This window comes from Streptomyces sp. bgisy159 (genome assembly GCF_057707805.1).
Genome location: NZ_JBYIQX010000006.1, coordinates 1 through 26,906, shown reverse-complemented (window position 1 = coordinate 26,906; position 26,906 = coordinate 1). Strand labels below are relative to the sequence as shown.

30 protein-coding genes are annotated in these 26,906 nt (G+C 73.4%); 11 read left to right on the top strand and 19 right to left on the bottom strand.

The window, feature by feature from the left end; translation table 11 throughout:
- Positions 1 to 3 precede the first annotated feature (3 nt).
- From AC3ET3_RS08350 to AC3ET3_RS08335, 4 genes are all read right to left on the bottom strand, one after another.
- Positions 4 to 360, bottom strand: coding sequence for a UBP-type zinc finger domain-containing protein (locus AC3ET3_RS08350; protein WP_432138073.1), 357 nt, complete (start codon positions 358 to 360; stop codon positions 4 to 6).
- Positions 357 to 1,805, bottom strand: a complete 1,449-nt coding sequence (locus AC3ET3_RS08345) for an ATP-binding protein (RefSeq protein ID WP_435611954.1) — start codon at positions 1,803 to 1,805, stop codon at positions 357 to 359. Before AC3ET3_RS08345 ends, AC3ET3_RS08350 begins: the two co-directional genes overlap by 4 nt.
- 11 nt (positions 1,806 to 1,816) lie before the next feature.
- Positions 1,817 to 3,493, bottom strand: a complete 1,677-nt coding sequence (locus tag AC3ET3_RS08340) for an NAD(P)/FAD-dependent oxidoreductase (RefSeq protein ID WP_435611916.1) — start codon at positions 3,491 to 3,493, stop codon at positions 1,817 to 1,819.
- 101 nt (positions 3,494 to 3,594) lie between these two features.
- Positions 3,595 to 3,951, bottom strand: coding sequence for a VOC family protein (locus AC3ET3_RS08335; protein WP_435611915.1), 357 nt, complete (start codon positions 3,949 to 3,951; stop codon positions 3,595 to 3,597).
- Positions 3,952 to 4,013: 62 nt separating this feature from the next.
- Here AC3ET3_RS08335 and AC3ET3_RS08330 point away from each other — a divergent pair, with 62 nt between their 5' ends.
- Positions 4,014 to 4,886: a universal stress protein gene (locus AC3ET3_RS08330; RefSeq protein WP_435611914.1), complete on the top strand. Its 873-nt coding sequence runs from the start codon at positions 4,014 to 4,016 to the stop codon at positions 4,884 to 4,886.
- Here the strand turns inward: AC3ET3_RS08330 and AC3ET3_RS08325 are convergent, their stop codons facing one another.
- The 3 genes from AC3ET3_RS08325 to AC3ET3_RS08315 form a co-directional block, all read right to left on the bottom strand.
- Positions 4,887 to 6,125: a DUF4032 domain-containing protein gene (locus AC3ET3_RS08325; RefSeq protein ID WP_432138078.1), complete on the bottom strand. Its 1,239-nt coding sequence runs from the start codon at positions 6,123 to 6,125 to the stop codon at positions 4,887 to 4,889.
- A 9-nt stretch (positions 6,126 to 6,134) separates the two neighbouring features.
- Positions 6,135 to 6,884 carry an MBL fold metallo-hydrolase gene (locus AC3ET3_RS08320; RefSeq protein ID WP_435611913.1) on the bottom strand — a complete coding sequence of 250 codons (750 nt, stop codon included), beginning with the start codon at positions 6,882 to 6,884 and terminating at the stop codon, positions 6,135 to 6,137.
- Between the two features lie 62 nt (positions 6,885 to 6,946).
- On the bottom strand, positions 6,947 to 7,579 hold the full coding sequence (locus AC3ET3_RS08315) for an alpha-ketoglutarate-dependent dioxygenase AlkB (protein ID WP_432138080.1): 633 nt from the start codon (positions 7,577 to 7,579) through the stop codon (positions 6,947 to 6,949).
- A gap of 147 nt (positions 7,580 to 7,726) precedes the next feature.
- On the opposite strand from AC3ET3_RS08315, the gene AC3ET3_RS08310 reads away from it, so the two are divergent.
- Together AC3ET3_RS08310 and AC3ET3_RS08305 are read left to right on the top strand one after the other, a co-directional pair.
- Positions 7,727 to 8,368, top strand: coding sequence for a TetR/AcrR family transcriptional regulator (locus tag AC3ET3_RS08310; protein WP_435611912.1), 642 nt, complete (start codon positions 7,727 to 7,729; stop codon positions 8,366 to 8,368).
- 8 nt (positions 8,369 to 8,376) lie between these two features.
- Positions 8,377 to 10,050 carry an FAD-binding dehydrogenase gene (locus tag AC3ET3_RS08305; RefSeq protein WP_435611911.1) on the top strand — a complete coding sequence of 558 codons (1,674 nt, stop codon included), beginning with the start codon at positions 8,377 to 8,379 and terminating at the stop codon, positions 10,048 to 10,050.
- A 33-nt stretch (positions 10,051 to 10,083) separates the two neighbouring features.
- On the opposite strand, the gene AC3ET3_RS08300 is transcribed toward AC3ET3_RS08305, so the two are convergent.
- Positions 10,084 to 10,440, bottom strand: coding sequence for a DUF488 domain-containing protein (locus tag AC3ET3_RS08300; protein ID WP_432138083.1), 357 nt, complete (start codon positions 10,438 to 10,440; stop codon positions 10,084 to 10,086).
- A gap of 113 nt (positions 10,441 to 10,553) precedes the next feature.
- Between AC3ET3_RS08300 and AC3ET3_RS08295 the strand changes: the two genes are divergently transcribed.
- On the top strand, positions 10,554 to 11,006 hold the full coding sequence (locus AC3ET3_RS08295; RefSeq protein ID WP_432157397.1) for a DUF6098 family protein: 453 nt from the start codon (positions 10,554 to 10,556) through the stop codon (positions 11,004 to 11,006).
- A 193-nt stretch (positions 11,007 to 11,199) separates the two neighbouring features.
- Here the strand turns inward: AC3ET3_RS08295 and AC3ET3_RS08290 are convergent, their stop codons facing one another.
- Positions 11,200 to 12,105 carry a LysR family transcriptional regulator ArgP gene (locus AC3ET3_RS08290; protein ID WP_432138106.1) on the bottom strand — a complete coding sequence of 302 codons (906 nt, stop codon included), beginning with the start codon at positions 12,103 to 12,105 and terminating at the stop codon, positions 11,200 to 11,202.
- 91 nt (positions 12,106 to 12,196) lie between these two features.
- On the opposite strand from AC3ET3_RS08290, the gene AC3ET3_RS08285 reads away from it, so the two are divergent.
- The gene (locus AC3ET3_RS08285; RefSeq protein WP_432157398.1) at positions 12,197 to 12,817 is read left to right on the top strand and encodes a LysE/ArgO family amino acid transporter; all 621 of its coding nucleotides are present in this window, start codon (positions 12,197 to 12,199) and stop codon (positions 12,815 to 12,817) included.
- Between the two features lie 6 nt (positions 12,818 to 12,823).
- Here the strand turns inward: AC3ET3_RS08285 and AC3ET3_RS08280 are convergent, their stop codons facing one another.
- Both AC3ET3_RS08280 and AC3ET3_RS08275 read right to left on the bottom strand, forming a co-directional pair.
- Positions 12,824 to 13,279, bottom strand: coding sequence for a cyclic nucleotide-binding domain-containing protein (locus AC3ET3_RS08280; RefSeq protein WP_432138086.1), 456 nt, complete (start codon positions 13,277 to 13,279; stop codon positions 12,824 to 12,826).
- A gap of 313 nt (positions 13,280 to 13,592) precedes the next feature.
- A complete protein-coding gene (locus tag AC3ET3_RS08275; protein ID WP_435611910.1) occupies positions 13,593 to 13,820 on the bottom strand; it encodes a hypothetical protein in 228 nt (75 codons plus the stop codon).
- 186 nt (positions 13,821 to 14,006) lie between these two features.
- On the opposite strand from AC3ET3_RS08275, the gene AC3ET3_RS08270 reads away from it, so the two are divergent.
- The 4 genes from AC3ET3_RS08270 (at position 14,007) to AC3ET3_RS08255 (ending at position 16,444) form a co-directional block, all read left to right on the top strand.
- Complete coding sequence (locus AC3ET3_RS08270; protein ID WP_432138088.1) at positions 14,007 to 14,453, top strand: ATP-binding protein; 447 nt, start codon at positions 14,007 to 14,009, stop codon at positions 14,451 to 14,453.
- Between the two features lie 274 nt (positions 14,454 to 14,727).
- Positions 14,728 to 15,606 (top strand): RNA polymerase sigma factor SigF, encoded by an 879-nt coding sequence (locus AC3ET3_RS08265; protein WP_435611909.1) that lies wholly within the window; start codon positions 14,728 to 14,730, stop codon positions 15,604 to 15,606.
- A 116-nt stretch (positions 15,607 to 15,722) separates the two neighbouring features.
- A complete protein-coding gene (locus tag AC3ET3_RS08260) occupies positions 15,723 to 15,974 on the top strand; it encodes a DUF5133 domain-containing protein (protein ID WP_432138090.1) in 252 nt (83 codons plus the stop codon).
- Between the two features lie 38 nt (positions 15,975 to 16,012).
- Positions 16,013 to 16,444, top strand: coding sequence for a hypothetical protein (locus AC3ET3_RS08255; RefSeq protein ID WP_432138091.1), 432 nt, complete (start codon positions 16,013 to 16,015; stop codon positions 16,442 to 16,444).
- Positions 16,445 to 16,559: 115 nt separating this feature from the next.
- On the opposite strand, the gene AC3ET3_RS08250 is transcribed toward AC3ET3_RS08255, so the two are convergent.
- Entirely contained in the window at positions 16,560 to 17,978 is a 1,419-nt protein-coding gene (locus AC3ET3_RS08250) for an NAD(P)/FAD-dependent oxidoreductase (protein ID WP_432138092.1), read from the bottom strand.
- 104 nt (positions 17,979 to 18,082) lie between these two features.
- Positions 18,083 to 18,487: an STAS domain-containing protein gene (locus tag AC3ET3_RS08245; protein ID WP_432138093.1), complete on the bottom strand. Its 405-nt coding sequence runs from the start codon at positions 18,485 to 18,487 to the stop codon at positions 18,083 to 18,085.
- A gap of 172 nt (positions 18,488 to 18,659) precedes the next feature.
- Here AC3ET3_RS08245 and AC3ET3_RS08240 point away from each other — a divergent pair, with 172 nt between their 5' ends.
- Positions 18,660 to 19,037, top strand: a complete 378-nt coding sequence (locus tag AC3ET3_RS08240) for a PRC-barrel domain containing protein (protein ID WP_432138094.1) — start codon at positions 18,660 to 18,662, stop codon at positions 19,035 to 19,037.
- Between the two features lie 13 nt (positions 19,038 to 19,050).
- Here the strand turns inward: AC3ET3_RS08240 and AC3ET3_RS08235 are convergent, their stop codons facing one another.
- Positions 19,051 to 19,485 carry an ATP-binding protein gene (locus tag AC3ET3_RS08235; protein WP_432138095.1) on the bottom strand — a complete coding sequence of 145 codons (435 nt, stop codon included), beginning with the start codon at positions 19,483 to 19,485 and terminating at the stop codon, positions 19,051 to 19,053.
- A 102-nt stretch (positions 19,486 to 19,587) separates the two neighbouring features.
- The gene (locus AC3ET3_RS08230; protein ID WP_432157399.1) at positions 19,588 to 21,489 is read right to left on the bottom strand and encodes an AMP-dependent synthetase/ligase; all 1,902 of its coding nucleotides are present in this window, start codon (positions 21,487 to 21,489) and stop codon (positions 19,588 to 19,590) included.
- 142 nt (positions 21,490 to 21,631) lie between these two features.
- Here AC3ET3_RS08230 and AC3ET3_RS08225 point away from each other — a divergent pair, with 142 nt between their 5' ends.
- Positions 21,632 to 21,865 (top strand): DUF6480 family protein, encoded by a 234-nt coding sequence (locus AC3ET3_RS08225; protein WP_432138097.1) that lies wholly within the window; start codon positions 21,632 to 21,634, stop codon positions 21,863 to 21,865.
- A 43-nt stretch (positions 21,866 to 21,908) separates the two neighbouring features.
- Here the strand turns inward: AC3ET3_RS08225 and AC3ET3_RS08220 are convergent, their stop codons facing one another.
- The 4 genes from AC3ET3_RS08220 to AC3ET3_RS08205 form a co-directional block, all read right to left on the bottom strand.
- Entirely contained in the window at positions 21,909 to 23,000 is a 1,092-nt protein-coding gene (locus tag AC3ET3_RS08220; RefSeq protein WP_432138098.1) for a glutamate--cysteine ligase 2, read from the bottom strand.
- Between the two features lie 57 nt (positions 23,001 to 23,057).
- On the bottom strand, positions 23,058 to 25,259 hold the full coding sequence (gene glgB / locus AC3ET3_RS08215; RefSeq protein ID WP_432157400.1) for a 1,4-alpha-glucan branching enzyme: 2,202 nt from the start codon (positions 25,257 to 25,259) through the stop codon (positions 23,058 to 23,060).
- 3 nt (positions 25,260 to 25,262) lie between these two features.
- A complete protein-coding gene (locus AC3ET3_RS08210; protein WP_432138100.1) occupies positions 25,263 to 26,630 on the bottom strand; it encodes a maltokinase N-terminal cap-like domain-containing protein in 1,368 nt (455 codons plus the stop codon).
- A 28-nt stretch (positions 26,631 to 26,658) separates the two neighbouring features.
- Positions 26,659 to 26,906, bottom strand: a 248-nt coding sequence (locus AC3ET3_RS08205; RefSeq protein ID WP_435611908.1) for an alpha-glucosidase C-terminal domain-containing protein, incomplete at its 5' end; no start/stop codon positions are given.

Here is a 26,906-nt window from a genome sequence, read left to right as displayed (position 1 = left end):
ACCTCACCGGTGCAGCGCGCGGGCCCAGTCCGCCGGTACGCGTCCCGCGGGGCCCGGCGCGGGCTGGTCCGGCGGGCGGCTCGCCGGCGGCGCCAGGCGCGGACCGGACTCGTGCAGTTCCCCGGTGGCGTAGTCCCAGAACCACTCCTCGCCCGGCTCGAAGCTGCGCACCAGCGGGTGACCGGTGGCCCGGTAGTGCGCCGTGGCGTGCTGGGCGGGGGAGGAGTCGCAGCAGCCGACGTGTCCGCACCGCGCGCACCGGCGCAGATGGAACCACCAGCCGCCGGCCGCCTCGCACTCGGCGCAGCCACTGCCGCTCGGCGGCACGCTCGGGTCGATGCCGTCACCGTCGGTTGTCATGCGGTCTCCTCGATGTCGGTCCCCGGCCCGGTCTCCGGGGCGGGCGCGGTCAGCGGCAGCAGCACCTGGAAGCGGGTGTCGCCGGGCGCGGACTCCACGTGCAGGCCGCCGTGGTGCTTGTCGACCACGATCCGCCAGGAGATGTCCAGCCCCAGCCCGGTGCCCTGGCCGACCGGCTTGGTGGTGAAGAACGGGTCGAAGATGCGGTCGCGGATCTCCGCCGGCACCCCCGGGCCGGTGTCGCGGAACTCCACCAGCAGCCGGTCGCCGTCCCGGGCCGTGCGCACGGTGAGCGTGCCGCCGTCGCCCATCGCGAACGCCGCGTTGTCGATGAGGTTGGTCCACACCTGGTTCAGCTCCGCCGGATAGGCGGGCACGGCCGGGAGTGTCCGGTCGTAGTCCTTGACGACCTCGACGCGCTCCCCGAGCTTGCCGGAGAGCATCACCAGGGTGCTGTCGAGGAGTTCGTGGACGTCCACCTCGCGGTAGGGGGCGCGGTCGAGCTGGGAGTACTGCTTGGCCGCGTCGACCAGGTGGGAGATCCGGGTCGTGGAGTCCTCGATCTCGGACATCAGCAGCTCGGTCTCGACCGTGTAGTTGAGCCACCCCACCGCACCGGGAAGGACGTCCGGGTCGACCGCCGCGGCGACCTCCTCCAGCCAGCCGACGTCGAGGCCCGCCTGGACGAAGGTCGGCGCGATCCGCCAGCCCTCCGGGACGCCCTGGTCGTCCAGCCACTCGCTGAGCGCGTCCTCCCGGTCCGCTGCCTCCAACGGGCTCAGCACCGGGGCCTTGGCGACCCGCTCGGCCGTGCGCTCCTGGATCTCGATCAGCTTGGCGAGCGCCTCCCGGTCGTAGGGCCCCGAGGCGATCACGGCGAGCTTGTGGCGCATCTTCGCCACCCGCTCCCGCAGGGTGGCCGTGGCCCGGACGGCCGCCGCCGCGGGGTTGTTCAGCTCATGGGTCAGGCCCGCCGACAACGAGCCCAGCGCGAGGAGCCGTTCGCGCTGGCCGATGGTGCGCTGGGTGTTCTTCGAGCCGAAGAACAGCCCCTCCAGCAGGTGCACCGCCATCGGGAACCACTCGTGCATCACCGCCGAGAAGGTGTCCGCGGGCAGCACGAAGAAGCGGGTCGGCTCGGTCACCCGCATCGAGTTGTTGTAGACCTGGCGCACCCGGTCCCCGATGTACGCCTGCATGGCCCCGGAGTACACCCCGCGCTGCGAGCTGCGGACGACCTCCACGTCGTCGCCGCCGACCCGGCGCGACAGCACCACCGTGCCCTCGATCAGCACATAGAAGCAGGTCGCCGGGTCCCCCTCGGCGTACACCGGCCCCGGCTCGAACCGCTCCACCCGGCCCTCGGCGCACAGCCGCCCGAGCTGCTCCGGGGAGAGCTTCTCGAACAGGAACAGCGAGCCGATCTCCGCCGGGCTGCACGGCATCGCGCGCCCGCTCACGACTGCTCCAGGTAGCGGTGGACCAGCATCACGGCCATGGCTCCCTCACCGACGGCGGACGCGACCCGCTTGGCGGACTCGGCGCGCGCGTCGCCCGCCACGAACACGCCCGGCACGTTGGTCTCCAGGTGGTACGGCGGCCGGTCCAGCTCCCAGCCCTCGGGGGGCCGCCCGTCGGGGCTGAGGTCGGGGCCCGCCAGGATGAAGCCGCGCTCGTCGCGCAGGACCGCGCCGTCCAGCCAGTCGGTCAGCGGGGCGGCGCCGATGAACACGAACACCCACTGCGCGTCGACCTGTTCCGTCTCCCCCGACTCCACCTGGCGCAACGTCAGCCGCTCCAGCCGCCCCTCGCCGTGTGCCGCGTCGACGACCGTGCGGGGCCGCACGAAGATGTTCGGCGCCTCCTCGATCTGCTGGATCAGGTAGTGCGACATCGACGCCGTCAGGTCCGGCCCGCGCACCAGCAGAGTCACCGACTTGGCGTGCCGCGACAGGTACATCGCCGCCTGCCCCGCCGAGTTCGCCCCGCCGACGATGTAGATGTCGTGGCCCTGGCAGGAGGCCGCCTCGGTGAGCGCCGAGCCGTAGAACACCCCGCACCCGGTGAGGTCCCGGGCGCCCGGCGCCGCCAGCTGCCGGTACGACACGCCGGTGGCCAGGATCACGCTGTGCGCGGCGATCGCCGAGCCGTCGGAGAACCGGACGATCCGCGCGGCGCCGTTGACCTCCAGCGCGGTCACCTCCCGCGCGGTCAGCAGCTCGGCGCCGAACTTCGTCGCCTGCCGCCGTGCCCGGTCGGTGAGCTGCGCACCCGAGACGCCGTCGGGGAAGCCCAGGTAGTTCTCGATCCGCGAGCTCTGCCCGGCCTGCCCGCCGGTGGCCGACCGCTCCACCAGCACCGTCCGCAGTCCCTCGGACGCCCCGTACACCGCCGCGCCGAGCCCGGCCGGGCCGCCGCCGATCACGATCAGGTCGTAGAAGTCGGTCGTCGGGTCGGTGGCCAGGCCGACGCGGGCGGCGAGTTCGGGCGGCTCCGGCGCGACCAGCGGGTCGCCGTCGGGGGTGACGACCAGCGGCAGCCGCCGCCCGTCCTGCCCGGCGGCCGCGAGCAGCCGCCGCCCCTCCGGCTCGTCCGAGGAGTACCAGCGGTACGGCACCTGGTTGCGGGCGAGGAACTCCCGTACCTCCGAGGAGCGGGCCGACCACCGGTGGCCGACCACCTTGGTGCTCGGCACCGGCCGGTGGTCACCGGCCCGCCACGCCGCCAGCAGGTCGTCCAGCACCGGATAGAGCTTCTCCTCCGGCGGGTCCCACGGCTTGAGCAGGTAGTGGTCGAGATCGACCACGTTGATCGCGTCGATCGCGGCGCCGGTGTCCGCGTACGCCGTCAGCAGCACCCGGCGCGCGCCCGGGTGGATGTCCAGGGCCTGCTCGAGGAACTCGATGCCGTTCATCTGCGGCATCCGGTAGTCGGCGAGGATCACCGCCACCAGGTCGCCGCGCAGCTTCAGCTCGCGCAGCGCCTCCAGGGCCGACGGGCCGGACTCCGCCCGCACGATCCGGTACGAGGCGCCGTAGCGGCGCCGCAGGTCGCGGGCGACGGCGCGGGAGACACCCGGGTCGTCGTCCACGGTCAGAATGACGGTCCGCGCTGCTTCGGCGGCCTGTGCCATGCGTCTCCCACCCCGAGTGATCGGTGCCGCGGCCGGGTGACCCCGGAGACGGTCGACCAGGCCGGCTACCGGCCATCGTATGTTCGATCGGCCCGCCGCGCTCAGGATTGCCTGCTGGCCCCCAGGACGCAGAACTCGTTGCCCTCCGGATCCCGCAGGACCACCCACGGCCGCTCGCCCTGCCCGATGTCCGCGCGCCGCGCGCCCAGCGCCAGCAGCCGCTCCACCTCGGCCCCCTGGTCCACGGGCCGGAAGTCCGGATGCCACCGGTTCTTGACCGTCTTGGCCTCCGGCACGCGCACGAACAGCAGACCCGGCAGCCGGTCCGGGGCCGGCCGGACCTCGTACTCCTCAGGGTCGTCGTTCACCACCACCCAGCCGAGCGCCCGGGCCCACCAAGCCCCGAGCGCCGCGGGATCACGTGCGTCGACGCAGATCTGCTCCCACTGCAGGCCCATACCGAAAGCGTAGTGAAGACTGGGCCGGGTCAGAAAGATCACGAGGCAGGGGAGGCGGCGGTATGACGCGCCCGATCACGGTAGGGGTCGACGGGACGGACGAGAGCCGGGCGGCGCTCGCCTGGGCGGCCCGGGAGGCCGTCCGGCGGGACACGGCGCTGCGCCTGGTGCACGCCTGGCGGTTCCAGCCCCAGGCGGCGGCCGGCACCGCGGACCGGGACACCCAGGCGGGCTGGGTGCGCGAGGGGGTCGACGAGGCGGTCCGGGCGGTCACCGAGCGCCACCCCGGTCTCCGGGTGACCGCCGACCTGGTCGAGGGCCGCCCCGCGGAAGCGCTGGTGTCGGCCGCGGCGGACTCCGAACTGCTGGCGCTCGGCTCGCGCGGGCACGGGGCCGTGGTCGGCTTCCTGCTGGGCTCCGTCGGCCAGCAGGTGATCGCCGAGGCAGCCCGCCCGGTGGTCCTGGTGCGGGCCGGCGACAAGCCGTCCGACGAGGTCGCCGGGCACGAGGTCGTCGTCGGTCAGCACGGCGACCCGCACGACAGCGCGGCGGCCCTGCGGTTCGCGTTCGAGACGGCCGCCGCGCGCGGCGCGACGGTCCGCGCCGTACGCGCATGGACCCTGCCGCCGGTGTTCGCCTACAGCCCCGCCTCGATGCAGCTCCTCGACGACGCGGGCGGCCTGGAACCGTTCGAGAAGCAGGCGCTGACGGAGGCCCTGAAGCCGTGGCGGGAGCGGTTCCCGGACGTGCACGTCGTGGAGCACGTGGAGATGGGCAGCGCCGGACAGGTCCTGCTGTCGGTGTCCGGGCGGGCCCAGCTGATGGTCGTGGGCCGCCGGGCGCACCGTACGGCGGTGGGCGCCCGCATCGGCTCCGTCGCCCACGGGGTGCTGCACCTCGCGGACTGCCCGGTGGCCGTCGTCCCGCACGACTGATCACGCCTCGGGGACGGTCGGCTCCAGGGTCTCGCGCGCCTTGGGAAGGATCTTCTCGATGTAGTCCCGGACGGCGGTGTCCAGCCCGATGTCGTGCTGCGCCCGCTCCGACAGGTACCAGCGGTGCTCCAGCAGCTCGTGGTAGATCTCCGCCGGGTCCATCGAGCCGCGCAGCTCCAGCGGAACGGCCCGCACGGTCGGACGGAACACGTCGCGCACCCAGCGGTGGGCGAGCACCTCCGGCCGTGCGGCGAGCGGGTCGCCCGGGGCGTAGTCGTCCTGGGTGGCCATCCAGCTCTCCAGGTCGTTCAGCAGCCGGCGGGCCTGGTTCTCCTCGGCGTCCAGCCCGGTCAGCCGCAGCAGCTGGCGCTGGTGGTGGCCGGCGTCGACGACCTTCGGCACGAAGGTGACCGTGTCCCCGGTGGAGGAGTGCTCGATCTGCATCTCGGCCACGTCGAACCCGAGGTCGTTCAGGCGCCGGATGCGGCGCTCGATGTAGTGGTACTTGCCCGCCGGATAGACGGAGGTGCGGGTCAGCTCCTTCCACAGGTCGCCGTACCGGGCGCAGATCTCCGTGCCGAACTCGATCGGGTCGACGGAGGGGTGCAGCGCCCCGGACGCCTCCAGGTCGAGCAGCTCGCCGCTGATGTTCACCCGGGCCAGGTCGAGGTCGTAGGCGCGCTGGCCGTCGCTCAGCCGCGGATGCAGGTCGCCGGTCTCGGCGTCCACCAGGTAGGCGGCGTAGGCGCCCGCGTCGCGCCGGAAGAGCGTGTTGGACAGCGAGCAGTCGCCCCACGCGAACCCGGCCAGGTGGAGCCGGACCAGCAGCACCGCGAGGGCGTCCATCAGCCGGTGCATGGTCGCCGGCCGCATCGTCGTCTCGAACATCGACCGGTACGGCATGGACCCGCCGAGGTGCCGGGTGACCAGCACCGGCTCCAGGGACTCCCCGGCGGTGTCGAGGCGGCCGGTGACCACGGCGAGCGGGTCGACGGCCGGGATGGACAGCCGGTCCAGGTCGCGCAGCAGCTCGTACTCCCGCAGCGCGGGCCGCTGGGCGAGCTCCTTGACGGCGATGACCTCCTCGCCGGCGCGGGCGTAGCGCACCACGTGGCGGGAGATGCCCCGGGGCAGCGGGACGAGGACCTCTTCCGGCCACTCCTCCAGGGGGAGGTGCCACGGCAGCTCCAGCAGGAGGGCCGGGTGCTCCGGGTTGGTGGCGCTGATCTGCAAAGCCATGGTCCGACCTTAGACGGCGCGTTCCCGCGCACGGCGCGCGGCGTCGGCCACCGGGCCCCGGTGTACCGGCCCGTGCCCCGGGAGCAGCACATCCCCCTCCAGCTCCTCGAACAGCCGCAACGAGGCCAGGGCGTGCTCGCGTTCGTGCTGGAACATGGTCGGCAGCAGCTGCGGGCCCCGCACCCGGGACGTGGGATGGCCGCTGACCAGGGCGTCGCCGGACACCACCACGCCCGCCGCGGGCAGGTGGTAGGCGCAGTGCCCGAGCGTGTGGCCCGGGGTGTGCACGGGCACGGGCCGGCCGGGCAGGTCGAGCGGACCGGCGGCGGCCGGCAGCGGTTCGGGCCCGGCCACCGGGACGTGGGCGGTGCCGCCGGAGCGCAGCGCGCGCACCGCCCAGGGCAGGACCCCGGGTCGCCAGCCCTGGCGCAGGACCGTCCCCACGCCCACCTGGTGCAGGAACTCCCGGCGCGCGTGGGGGACTTCGGCTTGGTGCAGCCGTACCGGCGTGCCGTGCCGGGTGCGCAGGAACTCCGCCGAGCCGATGTGGTCGGTGTGCGCGTGGGTGACGAGGACGGCCGTCACCGCCTCGGGCGAACTCCCGACCTGGGCCAGGGAGTCCAGCAGCAGCCCCCGGTCCCCGGGATAGCCGGTGTCGATCAGGGTGACGGCGTCGCCGTCGGCGAGGATCACCCAGTTGGTGTCGGAGCCGTGCACGAGGTGCACGCCGTCGGCTACTTGCTGCACTTGTGCCCGCATGACCGTCCCGTGGCGAAGAGGTGGCTGAGGACGCCAGCAAAGCAGATCGGCGGGCGGACGCGTCAGCGGACCCCGTGCGGACGGAACTGGACGCTGATCCTCGGACCCGCGGCGCGGGTGGACTTGGGCACACAGTGCTCCCAGGTCCGCTGGCAGGAGCCGCCCATCACGATCAGGTCGCCGTGGCCGAGCGGGCGGCGCACGGTCTCACCGCCGCCGTGGGCCGGGCGCAGCAGCAGGTCGCGGGGGGCGCCTACGGACAGGATCGCGACCATGGTGTCCTCGCGCGAGCCCCGGCCGCCCCGGTCGCCGTGCCAGGCGACGCTGTCCCGGCCGTCGCGGTAGTAGCACAGGCCGGCCGTGGTGAACGGCTCGCCGAGTTCCCCGGCGTAGTGCGCGGACAGCGCCGCGCGCGCCCGCTCCAGCACGGGGTGGGGGAGCGGGTCCCCGGCCCCGTAGAAGGCGAGCAGCCGCGGAACGTCGACGACGTTGTCGTACATCTTCCGCCGCTCGGCGCGCCAGGGGACACCGGTCGCCAGGTGGTCGAAGAGGCCGTCGGAGCCGGTCAGCCAGCCCGGCCGCACGTCGATCCAGGCCCCGGCGCCCAGCTCGGTCCGGCGGATCCCGGCGAGGGCGCCGAGCCGCAGTTCGTCGGCCTGGTCGAAGAGGGAGCCCTGGAGGTGGTGCGTGGCCATGCGGCCAGCCTACCCCCGAATCGAAACTGTGTTCCATTCGTGGGGCGGGTTGCCGTTCGGCGGGCGGCGGGTGATCGGCCGTCGACCGGTCTTTCGATGCACTGGCGTATCCGATACATTCCCGTATCGAACGGAGAGGGGGCGGAGATGGCCGACGAGGCACCCGGGCGCGTCACCAGGCGCCGCGTCCGCACCCGCGCCCGGCTGCTCGACGGCGCCTTCGCGGTGTTCGCGGCCAAGGGCTTCGGCCGGGTCTCCATCGAGGAGGTCTGCGAGGCCGCCGGCTACAGCCGGGGCGCCTTCTACTCCAACTTCGCCACCCTGGACGAACTCTTCTTCGCGCTCTACCGGGAACGCGCGGACCTCATCGCCGGACAGGTGGCCGACGCGCTCGCCCAGGACGGGCCCGGCCTCGACGTGCCCGCCGCCGTCGACCGGGTCACCGAGGTCCTCCTGCTGGACGTGGACTGGCTGCTGGTGAAGACCGACTTCCTGGTGCACGCCGCCCGTGACCCCGAGGTCGCCCGCACGCTCCTGGACCACCGGGTGCGGCTGCGCGGCGCCATCGCCGACCGGCTCGCCCGCGCCCAGGGGCATCCCGAACCGTCCACCGCGCTCGGCGACGTCGACGGTGCCGCCCGCGCGGTGGTCGCCGCCTACGACGGCGTCACCACCCAGCTCCTGCTCGACAAGGACGTCGACGCCGCCCGCGCCTGGCTCAAACAGCTGCTCACCGCCCTGCTCACCACAGCGGCGACAGACCCCCGACGAGGGACCGAGGAAAGGTAACGCACCCCATGGACGCGGACGTCATCGTCGTCGGAGCCGGCCTCGCCGGCCTGGTCGCCGCTCACGAACTGACCAGCCGGGGCCGCCGGGTCGCACTCGTCGACCAGGAGAACGCCGCCAACCTCGGCGGCCAGGCCTACTGGTCGTTCGGCGGGCTCTTCCTCGTCGACTCTCCGGAGCAGCGCCGCCTCGGCGTCAAGGACTCCCTCGACCTCGCCTGGAACGACTGGCAGGGCAGTGCCCGGTTCGACCGCCTCGACGACGAGGACTCCTGGGCGGTGCGCTGGGCGCGCGCCTACGTCGAGTGGGCGGCCGGCGAGAAGCGCGCCTGGCTCGCCGGGCACGGCATCACGCTGCTGCCCACCGTCGGCTGGGCCGAGCGCGGCGGCCCGCGCGCCGACGGCCACGGCAACTCCGTACCCCGCTTCCACATCGCCTGGGGCACCGGCACCGGCGTCGTCGAGCCCTTCGCCCGCTACGCCGAGCAGGCCGCCCGCGACGGACTGCTCACCTTCCACCACCGCCACCGCGTGGACGAACTGGTCGTCGAGTCCGGTGCGGCCCGCGGGGTGCGCGGCACCGTCCTGGCCTCCGACGACTCGCCGCGCGGCGTCGCCTCCAGCCGGGAGCGGTCCGGCGAGTTCGAGCTGACCGCCCAGGCGGTCGTGGTCACCTCCGGCGGCATCGGCGCCGATCACGACCTGGTGCGGCGCCACTGGCCGCGGCGGCTGGGCACCCCGCCCACCGAGATGGTCACCGGCGTCCCCGCCTACGTCGACGGCCGCATGCTCGGCATCAGCGCCGAGGCCGGCGTCCGCCTGGTCAACCGCGACCGCATGTGGCACTACACCGAGGGCGTGCGCAACTGGGACCCCGTGTGGCCCGGTCACGGCATCCGCATCCTGTCCGGACCGTCCCCGCTGTGGTTCGACGCGCTCGGCCGTCGGCTGCCCGACCCCTGCCTGCCGGGGTACGACACCCTCGGCACCCTGAAGTACCTGCGCACCACCGAGGACATCGCCGCGTACGACCACTCCTGGTTCGTCCTCACGCGCCGGATGGTCGAGAAGGAGTTCGCGCTCTCCGGCTCCGAGCAGAACCCGGACATCACCGCCAAGGACAAGCGCGCGGTCCTGCGCGACCGGCTCCTCGGCAAGGGCGCGCCCGCGCCCGTCCGGGCCTTCCTCGACCACGGGGCCGACTTCGTCGTCGCCGACACCCTCGACCGGCTCGTCGACCGCATGAACGCCCTCACCGACGAGCCGCTGCTCGACGCGGCCACGCTGCGCCGGCAGATCGAGGCCCGCGACCTGCAGATGGCCAACCCGTTCGCCAAGGACACCCAGGTGCAGGGCATCCGCAACGCCCGCCGCTACCTCGGCGACCGCCTCGGCCGGGTCGCCACCCCGCACCGGGTCCTCGACCCCGCGGCCGGCCCGCTCATCGGCGTCAAGCTGCACGTCCTCACCCGCAAGACGCTCGGCGGCATCCAGACCGACCTCGACTCCCGCGCCCTCGGCGCGGACGGACGGCCCGTCGAGGGACTGTACGCGGCCGGCGAGGTGGCCGGCTTCGGCGGCGGCGGGGTGCACGGCTACAACGCCCTGGAGGGCACCTTCCTCGGCGGTTGCCTCTTCTCCGGGCGCGCGGCGGGACGGGCGGCGGCCCGGCAGACCGGCTGAGGCACCCCGCGAGCGGCCCGGGACCACGTGACGTCACCCGTCGGCCGTGAGCAGGCCGACCAGCACGGCTGCGTGACTCTCCTCGGGTGTCTTCGAGGCCGTCAGCAGCGTCACCGGCCCCTCCCGGGCCAGCCACCGCACCTGTTCCAGGAGCCCGGCCGCGTCCGGGGCGGCCAGTTCCGCCTCGTAGCGGCGGGTGAACTCCTCGTAGGAGCCCTCGCCGGCGTGGTACCAGCGGCGCAGCTCCGTCGACGGGGTGAGGGCCTTGGGCCACTCGTCGACGCGCGCGGCGTCCTTGGACACCCCGCGCGGCCACAGCCGGTCGACCAGCACCCGCACCCCGTCGTCGGGGTGCGGCGGATCGTAGACGCGGCGCACACGGACACTCATGGGATTCTCCTTTCCGGCGGGGGACGCTGCTCGCCCCATGGTCACGCGACCGCCCCGTTCCGGCTCGTCCACCCTGGGTACTCCGGTGGCCCGGTGGCGCGGAAGGAGGGTCCATGAGCAGCACGCCGGGCCGTCTGCCCGTCGCCCGCAGCCTGGGCGAGCTGACCCGGCTGGTGGGCCGCCGCCAGGGTCTCTACGTCCGCTGGTCCCGCGGCCCCGAGGCGGATCTCGCCGGCACGTCCAGCACCGACGACCTCACCGGCGTGGCGATGCCCGGCCTGTCGGCCAACCCCCTGGACGTGGAGGAGTGGTGGCGGCACCGGCCCCTGGACCTGTGGGTGGCCCGCCGTCTGTACGACTACGCCCACCTGCCGCACGACAAGGGGCCGGGGGTCCGTCCCTGGGTCCTCGCGGGCCGCGAGACGGGTCGCGGGCCGGACAACGAGCCCCTCGTGACCGACGTGCGGCCGCTGTGCTGGATCGACCGGCGCGTCATCGAGGAGGCGCGGGCCGAGGTGGCCCGCCAGGAGAGCGCCTGGGGCCCCCTGCGCCGCGGAAGCGGCTGACCGGATCCGAGGGGGTTTCGCGACCCGCCGTCGCCCGCGCCCCCGCGACGCGGCCGCCGGCCCGCCGGCCGCCGCGTCGCCCCGAGCGGGCCGCCCGGACGGCCGGGGCCTGTCGATCCGAGCGGGCCGCCGGGACGGCCGGGGCCCGTCGCCGAAGCCCCTCCGGCGCCGCGACGTCTTCCGGCCCGGACGTTCAGGACGGGCCCTGGTCGAGCGCCTCGGCCGCCGCGCGGGCCACCGACTCGGCCAGGGCCGCCAGCGCGGGGGAGTCCAGCCGCCACTGCTGCCAGTACAGCGGAACGTCCAGCGGGCGGTCCGGGGCCAGGGACACCAGACGGCCGGTGCGCAGCAGTTCCGCCGCCTGGGCGCGCGGCACCATGCCCCAGCCGAGCCCGGCGGCCACCGCGGACACGAAGCCCTCCGAGGTCGGCACGGCGTGCCGTACCGTGCCCGCCCGGCCCCGCCCGGGCCGCAGGCGTCGCACGAACGCGTCCTGCAGGTCGTCGCTGCGGTCGAAAGTGACCACCGGCGCCTCGGCCAGGGCTTCGCCCAGCGAGCCGCCCAGGTGGCGCTCGGCGAAGCCGGGGGTCGCGGCGGCCAGATAGCGCATGGTGCCCAGTCGGCGCACGGAGCAGCCCGTCACCGCGTCCGGCGACGAGGTGACCGCCGCCATCACCAGTCCCTCACGAAGCAGTTCGGCGGTGCGGGTCTCGTCCTCGCGGTGCAGCTCGAAGCACAGGCGCGGCTCGCGCGCGACCCGGGTGAGGGCCGGCAGGAACCAGGTCGCCAGTGAGTCCGCGTTCACCGCGACGGAGACCCGGGTCGGTTCCCCGGCACCGCTCATGCCCAGTTCGGCCCGCGTGTCGCGCTCCAGCCGGGCCAGCTGGCGGGCGAACCGCACCACGATCTCCCCGGACTCGGTCGGCCGCACCGGCTTGGTGCGCAGCAGCAGGACCCGCCCCGTGCGCCGTTCCAGCGCCTTGACCCGCTGGCTGACCGCGGAGGGGGTGACGTGCAGCGCCGCGGCCGCGGCGTCGAAGGTGCCCTCGTCGACCACGGCGAGCAGGGTCCGCACCTGGTCGAGCGGGAGGTCCGGCATCCCGGGATCAGCGATCGTCTTCACGAGAGCTAATGTTACGTAAGAATCTTTAGCTGTACGTCCAGTGATCGGGCTCCCTACCGTGGGCGCCATGTCCAACGCTCTCGCCGCCGCGGCGGCCGGTTTCGGTACCGGTCTGTCGCTCATCGTCGCCATCGGCGCCCAGAACGCCTTCGTCCTGCGTCAGGGCATCCGACGCGACGCCGTCCTCGCCGTCGTCGGGATCTGCGCCCTGTCCGACGTCGTCCTGATCGCGCTCGGCGTGGGAGGGGTGGGTGCCGTGGTGGTGGCCTGGCCCCAGGCGCTGACCGCGGTGGCCTGGATCGGCGGCGCCTTCCTGCTCGGCTACGGCGTGCTCGCCGCCCGCCGCGTGCTGCGGCCCGGCGGGGCGCTGGTGGCGCAGGGCGAGGCGGCCGGCTCACGCCGCCGGGCGGTGCTCACCTGCCTGGCGCTGACCTGGCTCAACCCGCACGTCTACCTGGACACCGTCTTCCTGCTCGGCTCCATCGCGGCCGACCGGGGCCCGCTGCGCTGGACGTTCGGGGTCGGCGCCGCGCTGGCCAGTCTGTGCTGGTTCGCCGCGCTCGGCTTCGGCGCCCGCCTGCTGGGCCGCTTCCTGGCCCGGCCCGCCGCCTGGCGGGTGCTGGACGGGCTCGTCGCGGCGACGATGATCACGCTCGGGCTGCTGCTGCTCGCCGGGAGCGGCGGCTGACCGCCCCTACCGCCGCCCCCACCGGTAGGACCCGCCCTGTTCCAGCAGTTTGCCGCGGGTCGCCTCCAGGCGGTGGGCGAGGATCTCGGCCACGATCCGCACCAGGGACAAGCCGAGCGCCGGGTCCTCCTCGCAGAGCTTCAGCACCGGCTGCGCGTCGAACTCGTAGGCGCGCACCGGGCTGAACGCCTCCGCGCCGAAGTCCCACTCGTAGGGCGGGAACAGCCAGGACCAGCCCAGCAGGTCGCCTGCCGCCAGGCTGGCGACGGTGACCCGCTGCAACGAGGTGACGCGCTGATCGAGGGAGACCGCCCCGGACCGGATGACCCAGAAGCGGTCCGCCCGGCCGCCCGCCTCGAAGATCCGGGTGTCCTCCGGGAAGGAGACCTCGCGGGCGAGTTCCATCAGCCGTGCGCGCTGGGGTGGGGCGAGGGCGGACAGCAGTTTGATCGCTTTGGTCATGGCGCGGTGCTCCTCGCCGACGACGGATGCGTGCTTTCCCTATGCCCATTGGAACCGCCCACGCGGCGTCGGGCACCTCGGGAGGAACAGAAAAACGCCCTGGCCGGACGGGGGAAGCCGGCCAGGGCGGTCCAGGGCGGGGTACGGAGGAGGAGTGCCGTCGACTCCGCGCGCCGCGTATGGATGAACACTAAACGATTTTCGGATCGTATGAGAAATCAAAACCGGGTCGCGTGACCTGATTCACGTCGGCCCACCACCTCGTCCCGCCTCCCCCGGTCGCCGGGTCGTCCCGATCACCGCGTCGTCCCGGTCACCGCGTCTTCCCGGGCTCCGGACCGTGGCTGCCGGGAGTCAGGATCTCGTCCAGGACACGCACCACCACCTCGTACGCCAGTTGCCGGGTACGCGCCGCCGCCGCGTCCGCCGCGGGCTCCGCCCCCTCGGCGAGCGTCCGCCAGGTGCGCAGTTCCTGACGCGCGTAAGCCCTGGCCCGCTGCATGCGGCGCAGCAGTTCGTCGGAGTCGACCACATCGGACATGGCCCGCGGGTACCCCGTCGCCGCCCGAACCCACCCGGCCGGGGCCGACGGGCCGCTCCGAGCCGGGATGTGGCGGGAAACGGCGCCCGTGATGTTTGGCCCGGGCGCGGCTGGCCAGCCGAACAGGGAGACAGCTTGCCGCCCGGCCCGGCCGGTGCCGGCCGGGACCAGCCAAGGAGTGAAAGGATGACCACCGACCCCGCACCCAGCCCGCTCGGCACGTCCGACCGCTGCCTGCCACGCCACTGCGCCCGCGGTCCGTGCCGCCCGGCCGACGTCCGCCGCGCCGTGCGGGGCGTGGTGGCCCGGCGGTGCGGGGCGACCGGCACCCACTGCGACGAGGCCGCCCTCTCCGACGCCCTGCTCGTCGCCTCGGAGCTGACCACCAACGCCATCCTGCACGGCGGCGGCGTCACGGAGTTCGACGTCGACGTCGACGGCCCGGCCGTCCGGGTCTCCGTCAGCGACCGCAGTGACCGGCTGCCCGTCGCCGTGGACAGCCACGATCCCCGGTCCCGGCGCAGCACCGGCGGCCGCGGGTGGCCGATCGTGTGCAGGCTCTCCCGCGAGGTCAGCGTCGCCGACCTGCCCTCCGGGGGCAAGCGCATCACCGCCGTCGTCCCGGTGTTCTGACGCCCGCCACCTCGCCTGTTCCAGCAGGCCGCCCTCCCGTCCGCCCCCTTGGGGCCCTTCCATGGACACAGGCGCAAAAAGCGCCACATGCCTCTCAGACGCCTTTTGCGTTCCAGGGGGTTTGGTCCCCCGTCACAGGGGCAGACGCACACTCGTGCTTCGGACCGGAGGCGCGCCAGCGGGAGCCGTACGGCTGCCGGGGCCTCTTGGGTCCCTCAGGCGCCGTTCCTCCCGCGGTCAGTCCCTGACTCCACCGTTCAGGAGCGAAACCGCAATGGCTACGGATCTGTCGACAAGTCGACTCGCAACTTCCGCCCGCACCACCACGTCGCCGCGACGCACCCACGACGACGCACCCGACACGACAGCCCAGTTCGTCCGGCTGACCGGCCTGCCGGACGGCCCCGAACGCGACGCGCTGCGCGACGAGATCGTCACCGCGTGGCTGCCCATGGCCCACCGGATCGCCGGCCGCTTCCGCGACCGGGGGGAGGCCATCGAGGACCTGCGCCAGGTGGCCGCCCTCGGACTGGTCAAGGCCGTCGACCGCTTCGACCCGGCCCGAGGGGCCTTCGAGAGCTACGCCGTGCCCACCATCACCGGTGAGATCAAGCGGCACTTCCGCGACCGCATGTGGGCGCTGCGCGTGCCGCGCCGCGTGCAGGAGCTCCGCAACAAGGTCCGTGTCGCCCGCCGCGACCTCACCCAGAATCCCGGAGCGCCGGAACCCTCGGTCGCAGACATCGCCGCGCACACCGGCCTCACCGAGGACGAGGTCAACGCCGGCCTGGAGGCGCTGGAGAGCTTCAGCACGCTCTCACTGGACGCCGAACTCCCTTCGGGTGACGATGGGTACAGCCTGGCCGACACCCTCGGCGCCGCCGACGCCTCCTACGACGTCGTCGTCGACCGAGAGTCCGCGAAGGAGGGACTGCGCCGCCTGCCCGAGCGCGAGCGGGCCATCCTCTACATGCGTTTCTTCGAGGACATGACCCAGAGCCGGATCGCCGACCAACTGGGCATCTCCCAGATGCACGTCTCCCGGCTGATCAGCCGCAGCTGCGCCCGGGTCCGTGAGGAAGCCCTGGGGCGTGGCGGCAGCTCCGGCACCACCACCGCTGGGAAGAACGGGCCGCCCGCACCCGGCGCCTGACCACCGTCCGGCGGTACCGCCGTCCGGAACCGCGGAAGACCCGAGGAGCACGCGTCCGACACCGCGCACCCGTCACTGACCCGCCGCCCCACCGACCCGGACCGAGGAGCGAACCGATGCTGATGCCCCATCCCGCCGTGCTGCGTCGACTGGTCGACGAGTACGAGGCACTGACGGCGTCGGACGAGAAGGCCGACCGGCGCACCGAGGCCGACATCCGGGCCCAGGACCTCGCCTACACGCTGTGCGTGTCCACGGGCACCCGCGATGTGCGGCACGCCCTGCAGACCGCCCACCGGTGGCTCTCGCACCACGGTTCCGCGCCGACCGCCGGCCCGGCGGGCGCGGACCCTCGCGCCTACGCGTGAGCGTGTGTACACCCGAGCGAGGGAGGAACCCGTAACGAATGACGGAACCCGAGAACTCGCCGGACGGGCGGGCCGTGGACCTCTACCTCGACCGTCTGCGCGGACGGATGGACAACGACGACTACCGGCTCCTGCTGAGGGTCGTCGCCCCGGCGCTGCGTGCTCTGGACGAGCAGCCCCCGGAGGCCCTCGACTTCTCCCTGGACCCGGACGACACCGACACCCTGCCCCAGCAGATCCGTGACGAGGCCGCCCTGGTCATCGCCACCGCCGTCACCGGACGCCTGGACAACCAGCTCGTCGAACTGAACATCGACGAGACCGGCCCGGTGCGGGTGGTGACCGACGCGGACACCGCGGCCGACCCCGTGCGGCTGGCCGAGATCGCCGGCTACATCCGGCAGCGGCACCACGACACCGAGGAACTGCGGGGCATCGCCGAGGTCAGCGGGCTGCCCACCGACTTCTGAGCGGGCCGCCCACCACCGCGCCCCGCCGGTCCCCCTCGCCCATGGCGACGGGGACCGGCGGGGCGCGACCACGTGCGCTCCACCGGCCCCCGTCCGTCGCCGTCGGTCCACCGCCTCAGCCGCCGGTCGGCGGCTCCGTCCCCGCCACATGTGCCCGCACCTGCTCGGGTGTCATGTACGTGTCCGTGTACTCGAAGTCCTTCAGCTTGGCGGGCCGCCGCGCCTGGAAGCCGGTGCGCACGAAATCGTCGCCCGCGACGGCGTTCAGCGTCCAGTTGGTGGCCACCCGGACCTTCGCCACATTGGTGCGCAGCGCCCACCAGTGATAGCCGCGCGCCGCGAACTGGGCCGGCAGGCCGTGCAGTTCCAGGCCGAGCGGCTTGGAGACGGCGTCGCGGCCGCCGAGGTCGACGACCAGACCGAGATCCCCGTGCTCGTAGCGCTGCAGCGGCTGCCCACGCAGCGTCGCGATGACGTTGTCCGCGACCGCCTTGCCCTGCCGCATGGCGTGCTGCGCGGTAGGCGGGCAGATCGTGCCCTCCTCCCGGGTGACGTCGGGCACGGCGGCGGCGTCACCGAGCGCGAACACCCCGTCATGGCCGGGCACGGCCATCTCGTCGGACACCACGAGCCGGCCGCGCACCGTCTCGGCGCCCAGCGTGGCGATCAGCGGGCTCGCGACCACGCCCGCCGTCCAGATCAGCGTGCGGGTCGGAACCACCCGCCCGTCGGTGAAGGTGACCTCCTCCGGGCCGGCCTTGGCGATCGACACCCCCAGCGAGATGTCGATGCCGCGCCGGCTGAGGATCTCCTGGGCGCTGCGGCCCAGCTTCTCGCCCAGCTCCGGCATCAGCTTCGGGGCGATGTCGATCAGGTGCCACTTGATCAGGTGCGGGTCCAGGCGGGGGTAACGCCGCACCGCCGCGTGCGTCAGCTTCTGCAGACAGGCCGCGGTCTCGGTGCCCGCGTAACCGGCGCCCACCACCACGAACTGCAGCCGGGCCGCCCGCTCGGCCGGGTCCAGACTGGCATCGGCCAGATCGAGCTGCGAGATCACGTGATCCCGGATGTACGCCGCCTCGGCGAGCGTCTTGAGGCCGAAGGCGTTGTCCGTGAGCCCCGGGATGTCGAACGTCCGGGTCACGCTGCCGGGGGCCAGCACGATGTAGTCGTAGCGCTCGTTGACGATCCGGTCGGTGATGGTGCGGATGACGCAGACCTTCGCCGCCAGGTCCACCCCGATCGCGCCGCCCGGGATGATCCGGGTGCGGTACTTACGGCTGCGGCGCAGCGACAGGGCGATCGACTGCGGGGTCAGCACCCCCGAGGCGACCTGGGGCAGCAGCGGCAGATAGAGCTGGTAGGCCTGCGGCGTCACCAGGGTGACGTCCGCCTCGTCGGGGGACAGCTTGCGTTCCAGGCGCCGGACACACTCCACTCCCGCGAAGCCCGCGCCCACCACCAGGATCCTGGGTCGTATCACGTCGATCTCCCTCTCTGCGGCTCCGGCGGTCTGCCTCGACGGCACGCGCATGCCCGCCGCACGCCGTGTCGCACCTCACACGATCCCACCGCGCCCGGCCGGTGAGCGCCAGCCGGGTGAGGCAACCAGACGAAGACGCCCAGCCGCGGGTCCCCTCAGGCGTCCCCCGGCGTCTCGGCCGACGCCTGCCCGGCCCCCTGTCCGTCGATCAGGGCGAGTGCCTCGTCGACCGATTCCGATATGGGGACCGTGAGGCTGACGCCGGTCAGGTCCAGCACCCGGCGCACGGCGTTCACCGGACGGATCACATGCACACTGCCCGCCCGCCCGCGGGTCTCGTGGTACGTCCGCAGGATGATGTTCATCCCCGACGAGTCCATGAACGGCACCGCCGACAGGTCGAGCAGGAAGTGCCGGCGGCCCTGGCGCAGCTGCTCGGCCAGCCCGGCCTGGAACGCGGCCGCGGTGTCGAGATCCAGATGGCCGGCGACGCTCACCAGGACGACGTCCTCGCGCGCCAGCTCGACCTCGATCGACAGGGGACTCTGAGCGGTGGACACGGGGGCCTCCGAACTGTGGGGATGTCAGGCAGCTACCCCGGCGCGCCGCTTGGATGCGACATGGGGCACAGTCGCGCTCCGCATCGGAGCGGCGCCGGACGGGTACAGGGTGCAATGAAGCGAGCGCGGTGGCATCCCGTGCCCCCGCGCACCGGCGAAGGGGTGGGGCGGCGTGAGAACCGACGACGGGATCTGGTCCTACGCGGCCGGCAGCGGGTACCACCACGGGCAGGACCTGACCGGGTGGACCGTGGTCGCGGCCGACGGCGGCACGGTCGGCCACGTGGAGCGCGCCGCCGGCCCCCACGGCATGGCGCACCTGGTGGTGGACAGCGGCAGATGGATCTTCGGTCGCAGCGCCGTGGTGCCCGCGGGCGTGGTCACCTCCGTCGACGCGACCGCCCGCCGGATATCGCTGTCCTGCACCCGCGACCAGGTGAGGTCGGCGCCCGGGTTCCGCACCGACAGCGAGACGTCCGACCCCGCCTATCTGGCGACGGTCGGGACCCACTATCTGCGCCGCACCGCGCGCGGCACGGCCGCCGGCTGAGCCGGCGGCCCGCTCACCAGGGCAGGAACACATGGACGTCCTTGCCCTGCTCGGTCGTCACCACGCTGACCTGACTGCACAGCGTGTGCACCAGGTGCCAGCCGATGCCGCCGCCGCTGCTGTCGGGGCGGAACGGCCGTGGTTCGGGGCGTGTGGGGCTGGTGTCGTGGACGGTGACGTGCACCCCGTCGAACGTGCGCCGCATGCGCAGTTCGAAGGGGCCCGGCGCGTACTGGACGGCGTTGGAGGTCAGCTCGCCGACGATCAGGAGTATGTCGTGCCAGTACTCCTCACTCGTCGGCGGTGCCACCCGTGCCAGGTCGCGCAGATACTCCTCCGCGGCCAGCCGCGCCCCCGTCACGTCGTGCGGCTCGCCCGCGAAACGGACGCTACGGGTCGGTGGTCCCCAGGAGGCCAGTGAGTCACTCCCGCTCGGCTCGGTTGCCATGACGTCGTGCGGCCCGTCGGTCCCGGGCCGTCGTCCCTTCTCGTACGGCTGTCTCAGTCGCCACAGGGAGGGTTCCCGGACTGGCGCGTCCTACGCGTGAGTTCAGCGGAACACATCGTCGGCGTCCTCCCAGGCCGGCGCCTCATGCTGCCCGCCCTGCCGGGACACCGGTCTGCGGGCCGCGTACATGGCGTCGATCTCGGCCGCGTAGTGTCCGACGACCAGATCGCGGCGCAACTTCATCGACGGAGTCAGCAGCTCCCCGGTCCGGTCGAAGGGCTGCGGCACGATCCGGAAGACCCGGATCGACTCCGAGCGCGACACCGCGCTGTTGGCCGCGGCCACCGCCCGGCCCACCTCCTCCCGCAGCGCGTTCTCCTCCCGGGCCTCCCGGCTCGGGATGTCCCCGTACAGCGCGAGCCCGCCCCGCCAGTGCGTCAGGAACTCGGGGTCCAGCGTGATCAGCGCCCCCACGCAGGGCCGGTTGTCGCCCACCACCACCGCCTCGTGGACCAGCGGGTGCATCCGCAGCCGCTGCTCCAGCAGGGCCGGCGAGACGCTCTTGCCGCCGCTGGTGATGATGACGTCCTTCTTGCGGCCGGTGATGGTCAGGTACCCGTCCTCGTCCAGGTGCCCGAGATCACCGGTGGCCAGCCAGCCGCCGGACAGCGCGGCCCGGGTGGCGGCCTCGGCATTGACATAGCCCTGGAACACCGACGGGCCGCGCACCAGGATCTCCCCGTCGGCGGCCACCCGGATCTCCGTGCCCGGCAGGGCCTGCCCGACGGTCCCCGACTTCTCACGGCCGAGCGGCTGCACGGTGATCCCGCCGGCGGTCTCCGTCAGGCCGTAGCCGTCGTGCACGTAGATGCCGATGCCCTCGTAGAACAGGGAGAGGTCACGGCCCAGCGGCGAACCTCCCGAGGTGGCGCGGTGCACCCGGCCGCCCAGCGCCGCACGCAGCTTGCGGTACACCGTCCGCTCGAACACCGCGTGCTGCAGGCGCAGTTCCAGACCGGGGCCGCTGCCGCGCCCCATCCGCCGGCGCTCCACGGCCGCCGCGAACTCCCGCGCGGTCGCGGCGGCCCGCTCGAACAGGACACCGCGCCCCGCCTGCTGGGCCGCCCGCAGGAACCCCTTGTACAGCTTCTCGAACACCGACGGCACCGCGTACAGGTACGTGGGCCGGAACGTCAGCAGCGCCGAGGACAGCGCCTCCTGGCTGAGGTCCGGCTCATGGCCCATGAGGATGCCGCCGCGCACGCACAGCCCCTGGATCATCAGACCGTACACGTGGGAGAAGGGCAGGAAGGCCAGGACCGAGGGGCGCTCGCCGGGCGCAGCCGCGGTGTGTCCCCAGCCGGCCAGCAGGGTGTCGCAGGGGGCGGCCAGACTGCGGTGGCTGAGGGCGCAGCCCAGCGGGCGGCCCGTGGTGCCGGAGGTATACGCGATCACAGCGGTGGCGTCCGGCAGGACGATCCGGCGCAGCGAGTCGACGGTGGTGGCGGGGATCTCCGCACCGTGCCGGGCGAGTTCCGCGAGGGCCCCCGAGTCCAGCTGCCAGACGTGCCGCAGGGCGGGCAGCGTCGCGCACACCGAGCCGACCGTCATCACGCTCTGCTCGTCCTCCACCACCACCCCGACACACCCCGCGTCCCGGAGGATCCACGCCACCTGGTCGCGCGACGACGTCGGGTAGACCGGGACCACCTCGGCGCCCACCGCCCACAGGGCGTAGCACAGCACCGTCCACTCGTAGCGGGTGCGCGCCATGATCGCCACGCGGTGCCCTGGCGATATCCCGCAGGCGACGAAACCCTTGGCCAGCTCGACCACCTGGTCCCGCAGTTCCACCGCCGTCACCTCCTCCCACGCCGCGCCGTCCGCCCGGCGGCGGGCCAGGACGGGCAGCGTGGGAGAGCGGTCGGCGGTGTCGAAGACGCTGTCGGCGAGCCCCGCGGTGAGCGGGGCGGTGGCCGGGGGAGCGATCGCGAGGTCGCGCATGCGCTGCTCCTGAGGTGTACGGACTGTGACGCCGCCGACGTGAACCGTCATCGGCGGTGGTCGAATGTAGCCCAGGCGGGACCACTTGTGGCCGGGAACCGACAAGTTGGTGATGCTGACCGGTTCGGGGGACTCGGACGGCATGACGCACATCAATCCCGACCCCGAACCCGAGCGCTCCACCGGACTGGAACCGGGCGGTGGCGTCCCCCCGGGCGAGACCCCGCCCGCGGAGAGCAGCATGCCCGAGGCCGGACCGCGCGAGACGCACAATCCCACCAAGGGCTGGGCCAAGGGCCCGCTGGTGCTGATCCTCGGCCTGGTCGTCCTGGTCGCCGCTTTCTTCCTGGCGTACGCCATCGTGCTGATGCTGTGAGCCACCCCCGGCGGACCGGACGGACCGCGACCGACCGGCGGTCTCAGCCCTGGGTGTGCCGGACGCAGGCGGTGACGACGTCCCGCAGGCTGCCCGTGCGCGCCCACACCTCGCGCTGCACCTGGGCCCCGCCGCCCCGGGCGAGCAGCTCGGCGCAGGACGATCGCACGCGTTCCAGGTCACCGAATTCCGCGAGCGCCTCCCCGACACGGTCCAGCAGGGCCTCGACCACCGTCTTCGCCGGCGCCCGCCGCATCGTCTCGGGGTGCAGCAGCTCCCCGGTCAGCCCGGAGCGGGCGGCCCGCCAGTCGGCCAGCCGCAGCAGGCTCACGCTGTGGTCCGCCGGGGCCCGGCCGGCCCGCCAGTCGCGCGCGCCGGTCTCCACCAGCCCCCGCACCAGCGCGGCGATCAGCACCGCGGTGTCGGCGTGCAGACAGACGTCCGCCACCCGGATCTCCACGGTGGGGTAGCGCTCGGACAGCCGCGCGTCGAAGTAGGCCATCGCCCCGTCGAGAATCGTCCCCGTGGCCACCATGTCCGCCACCCGCCGGTGGTAGCCCTCCGCCGACCCGAACAGCTCCGTCGGCCCGGCCGACGGCCAGCGCTGCCAGACCCGGCTGCGATAGCTGCTGTACCCGGTGTCGCGGCCCTGCCAGAACGGTGAGTTGCCGCTGAGCGCCGCCAGCACCGACAGCCACGGGCGCACCCGGTCGATGACCGCCACGCCCTCCTCGTCGGAGTCGACCTGCACATGGACGTGGCAGCCGCACACCAGCTGCTCGCGGGTGGCGATGCCGTACTGGTCGGCGAGCCACTGGTAGCGCCGGTGCATGCCGACGGACGGGCGCACCGGAAGCGGCGACGTGGCCAGCGCCGCGACCGCGCAGCCCGCCTCCCCGGCGTGCCGGGCCGCCTCCGCGCGGCACCGGACGATCTCCGCCGCCAGCTCGTCCATCCTGGACTGCGGATGGGTGGCGAACTCCAGCATCTGGTTGTGGAGTTCCTTCTCGAAGACGTCCCGCCCGCCGTTCTCCTCCCGCGCGGCACGGGCGAGCACCGCGGCGGACAGCGCGCGGGGCTCACCCGTCCCGGGGTCCACCAGGAGGAGTTCCTCCTCCACTCCGACAGTGCGCACGGCATGCGGCCTCTCTGCTACGGCTCGTACGCACCCGACTGCCCCCGCGACACCGGTTCACACAGCCGGTGCCAGCCAGACCGTGGCCAGGGGCGGCAGAGTGAGGCGGATCCGCCCGTCCTCCGGCTTCACCGGGTCCGGATTGCGGACGTCGCCGCCGCCGTAGCGGGCAGCGTCGGTGTTGAGGACTTCCTCCCAGGCCGCCACGTCGTCACCGACGCCGAGGGGGTAGCCGTGGCGGACCACCGGGGAGAGGTTGCTGACCGACAGCAGCGGGGTGCCGTCGGCGGCGTGGCGCACATAGGCGTACACGTTGTCGTCGGCGGCGTCGCACAGGACCCACCGGAAGCCGGCCGGGTCCGTGTCGCGCTCCCACAGGGCCGGCGTGGCACGGTACAGCCGGTTGAGGTCGCGGACCAGGTCGCGCACCCCGCGGTGGTCGTCCGCCGCGCCGTACGCCGGGTCCAGCAGCCACCAGTGCGGCCCTTCGGGCTCGGACCACTCGGCGCCCTGCGCGAACTCCTGCCCCATGAACAGCAGTTGCTTGCCCGGGTGGGACCACATGAAGCCGAGGTAGGCGCGGTGGTTGGCGCGCTGCTGCCACCAGTCCCCGGGCATCTTCGACACCAGCGCCTGCTTGCCGTGCACCACCTCGTCGTGGGAGATCGGCAGCACGTAGTTCTCGCTGTAGGCGTACACCATCGAGAAGGTCATCTCGTGGTGGTGGTACTTGCGGTGGACCGGCTCGTGGCTCATGTACTGCAGCGAGTCGTGCATCCAGCCCATGTTCCACTTCAGGCCGAACCCGAGCCCGCCGCTGTCGGTGGGCCGGGTCACCCCGCCCCAGGCGGTGGACTCCTCGGCGATGGTCACCACGCCCGGGTTGCGGCGGTACACCGTCGCGTTCATCTCCTGCAGGAAGGCCATCGCGTCCAGGTCCTCCCGGCCGCCGTACACGTTCGGCGCCCATTGCCCGGAGTCGCGCGAGTAGTCGAGGTACAGCATGGAGGCGACCGCGTCGACCCGCAGCCCGTCGATGTGGAACTCCTCGCACCAGTACACCGCGTTGGCGACCAGGAAGTTGCGCACCTCCACGCGCCCGAAGTCGAACTCGTACGTTCCCCAGTCCGGGTGTTCCGCGCGGCGCGCGTCCCCGGGCTCGTACAGCGGGTCCCCGTCGAACCGGGCCAGCGCCCAGTCGTCCTTCGGGAAGTGCGCCGGCACCCAGTCCATGATCACGCCGATGCCGGCTCGGTGCAGGGCGTCGACCAGGAACTTGAAGTCGTCCGGGCCGCCCAGCCGGGGCGTCGGTGCGTAGAAGCCGGTGACCTGGTAGCCCCACGATCCGCTGAACGGGTGGTGCGCCACCGGCATCAGCTCCACGTGCGTGAAGCCCATGTCCTTCACGTACGCGGGCAGCTCCTCGGCGAGCTCCCGGTAGGTCAGCCCCGGCCGCCACGACGGCAGGTGCACCTCGTACACCGAGAACGGCGCCCGGTGCACCGGCACGTCCCCCCGGTGGGCCAGCCAGTCGGCGTCCCCCCACTCGTAGTGCGAGGCGTGCACGATCGAGGCCGTGTCCGGGGCCACCTCCGCGCGGCGGGCCAACGGGTCGGCCTTGAGGAAGCGTTGACCGTACTGCGAGGTGATCTCGAACTTGTACCGCGTGCCCTCGCCGATGCCGGGCAGGAACAGCTCCCACACACCGGCCGCGCCGAGCGAGCGCATCGGGTAGGCGGTGCCGTCCCAGCAGCAGAAGTCGCCGGTGACCCGCACACCGCGGGCGTTCGGCGCCCACACGGTGAACCGGGTGCCGGCCACGCCCTGGTGCGTCATCGGCTCCGCGCCGAGCGCCTTCCACAGCTGCTCGTGCCGCCCTTCCCGGATCAGATGCAGATCCAGCTCACCGAGGGCCGGCACGAAGCGGTACGGGTCGTGCGTCTCGCTCTCGTCGCCGTCGTACGCCACCAGCAGGGTGTACTCGGGGATCTCCGCCACCGGCAGGACGGCGGAGAACAGGCCGTCGCCGTCCGAGGCGAGCGGGACGCGCTCGCCGTCGACCAGGGCGGTCACCGAGCGCGCGAAGGGCCGCAGAGCACGGATCACCACCCCGTCCGGCACCGGGTGGGCGCCCAGCAGGGCGTGCGGGTCGTGGTGCGCGCCCGCCAGCAGCCGGGCACGGTCGTCGGGGTCAAGGGGCACGGTCCGGGACGGGCCCGGGCCGGCCCCCTCGGGCAGTGACGTGTCACGCAGGGCCACGGGTCAGCCTCCTCGGACTGCTAGTCGTTCGATCGCGGCCATCGGCACCGCCAGCCAGTCGGGCCGGTGCCGGGCCTCGTACAGCACTTCGTACACCGCGCGGTCGGTCTCGTGAGCACGCAGCAGGGCGTGTTTCTTGCGGGGGTCCCAGCCCGCCCGGGCCGCGTACCCGGCGCAGTACGCCTCCCGGCAGCGGCGCGCCCACTCGGGGCGCCACGGCCGCCGCTGCCGGGCCGCGTAGTCGAAGGAGCGCAGCATCCCGGCGATGTCCCGCACGGGGGAGTGGGCGCTGCACCGCTCGGCCAGCGGACGCGACGGTTCGCCCTCGAAGTCGATGACGAACCACTCGCGCCCCGCGCGCAGCACCTGGCCGAGATGGAGATCGCCGTGGATGCGCTGGGCGGGCGGCCCCGGATCGCAGGCGCACAGGGCGCCGAAGGCCCGGCGCAGCCCCGGGACGTGCGGGCGCAGCCCGGGCACATGGCGTGCGGCCGCCTCCAGCCGGTCCGCCATCGCGATGGCCAGCGGACCGTTGCCGCCGTGTTCGCCGAGCGGGAAGGCCGCCGCCAGTGCCAGGTGCACCTCGGCCGTCGCCCGGCCCAGCGCGTGGGCCTCGGCCGTGAAGTCCTCGCCGCGGGCCAGGGCGTCCAGCGCCAGCGTCCAGCCGTCGGAGGCGTTCGGCAGGAACGGCTGCAGCACGCCCAGCGTCGCCTCCTGCGGCTGGGTGGTGCGGATCCACGCCACCGGTGCGGGCACCCGCTCGCAGCCCTGGCCGGCCAGCGCGACCGGCACCTCCAGATCGGGGTTGACCCCGGGCTGGATGCGGCGGAACACCTTCAGGATGAAGGCGTCCCCGTACACCAGCGAGGTGTTCGACTGCTCGGCCTCCATCAGCCGGGGTGCCAGCCCGGCGGGCACCGGCGGGGCGTCCGGGTCGGACTCGAAGACCAGCGGCCCGAGCGTGCCCGGATGGCGCATGCGCTCCAGCAGCAGCTGCGCCGAACGGGGGTCCTGCAGGGCGTCGTACACCGTACGTCCGGCCAGCGGACCCTCCGCGACCCTGCCGATCAGCGCCCGGCCCAGACGGGGCGTGTGATGCTCCTGCACGCCGAGCAGCAGCTGGTAGCAGTCGCCGGTGGGCGCCGCGCCGACCGGCGCCGGCACCCCCGCGTGGCCCGCCTGCAGCAGCACGTGCAGACAGCCCGGGTAGAGCTCCGTCATGGACAGCAGACGCAGCTCCTCGACGGGCCGGTCCTTCCCCGCGAACCAGCGCTGGCGCGGCAGCCACTCGCTCAGCAGGGCGCCGAGCGCCCCGACGGCACGGGTGTCGGTACCGGCCGACCCTCGTGTGATCACAGCGGTCTTCGGCATGGTGACGCGTCCTTTCCCCGGCGCACGCTCATCCGCGCCGGCCGGTGCGGGATGCGACTCGGGCGAGCCGGAACCAGTAGAAGCCGTGACCCGCGAGGGTGAGCAGATACGGCAGTTCACCGATGGCGGGGAAGCGGACGCCGCCGAACAGCTCCACCGGGTGGCGGCCGGCGAAGCGGCGCAGGTCCAGCTCGGTGGGCTGTGAGAAGCGGGAGAAGTTGTGCACGCAGAGCACCAGGTCGTCCTCGTACTCGCGCAGGAAGGCGAGGACGGCCT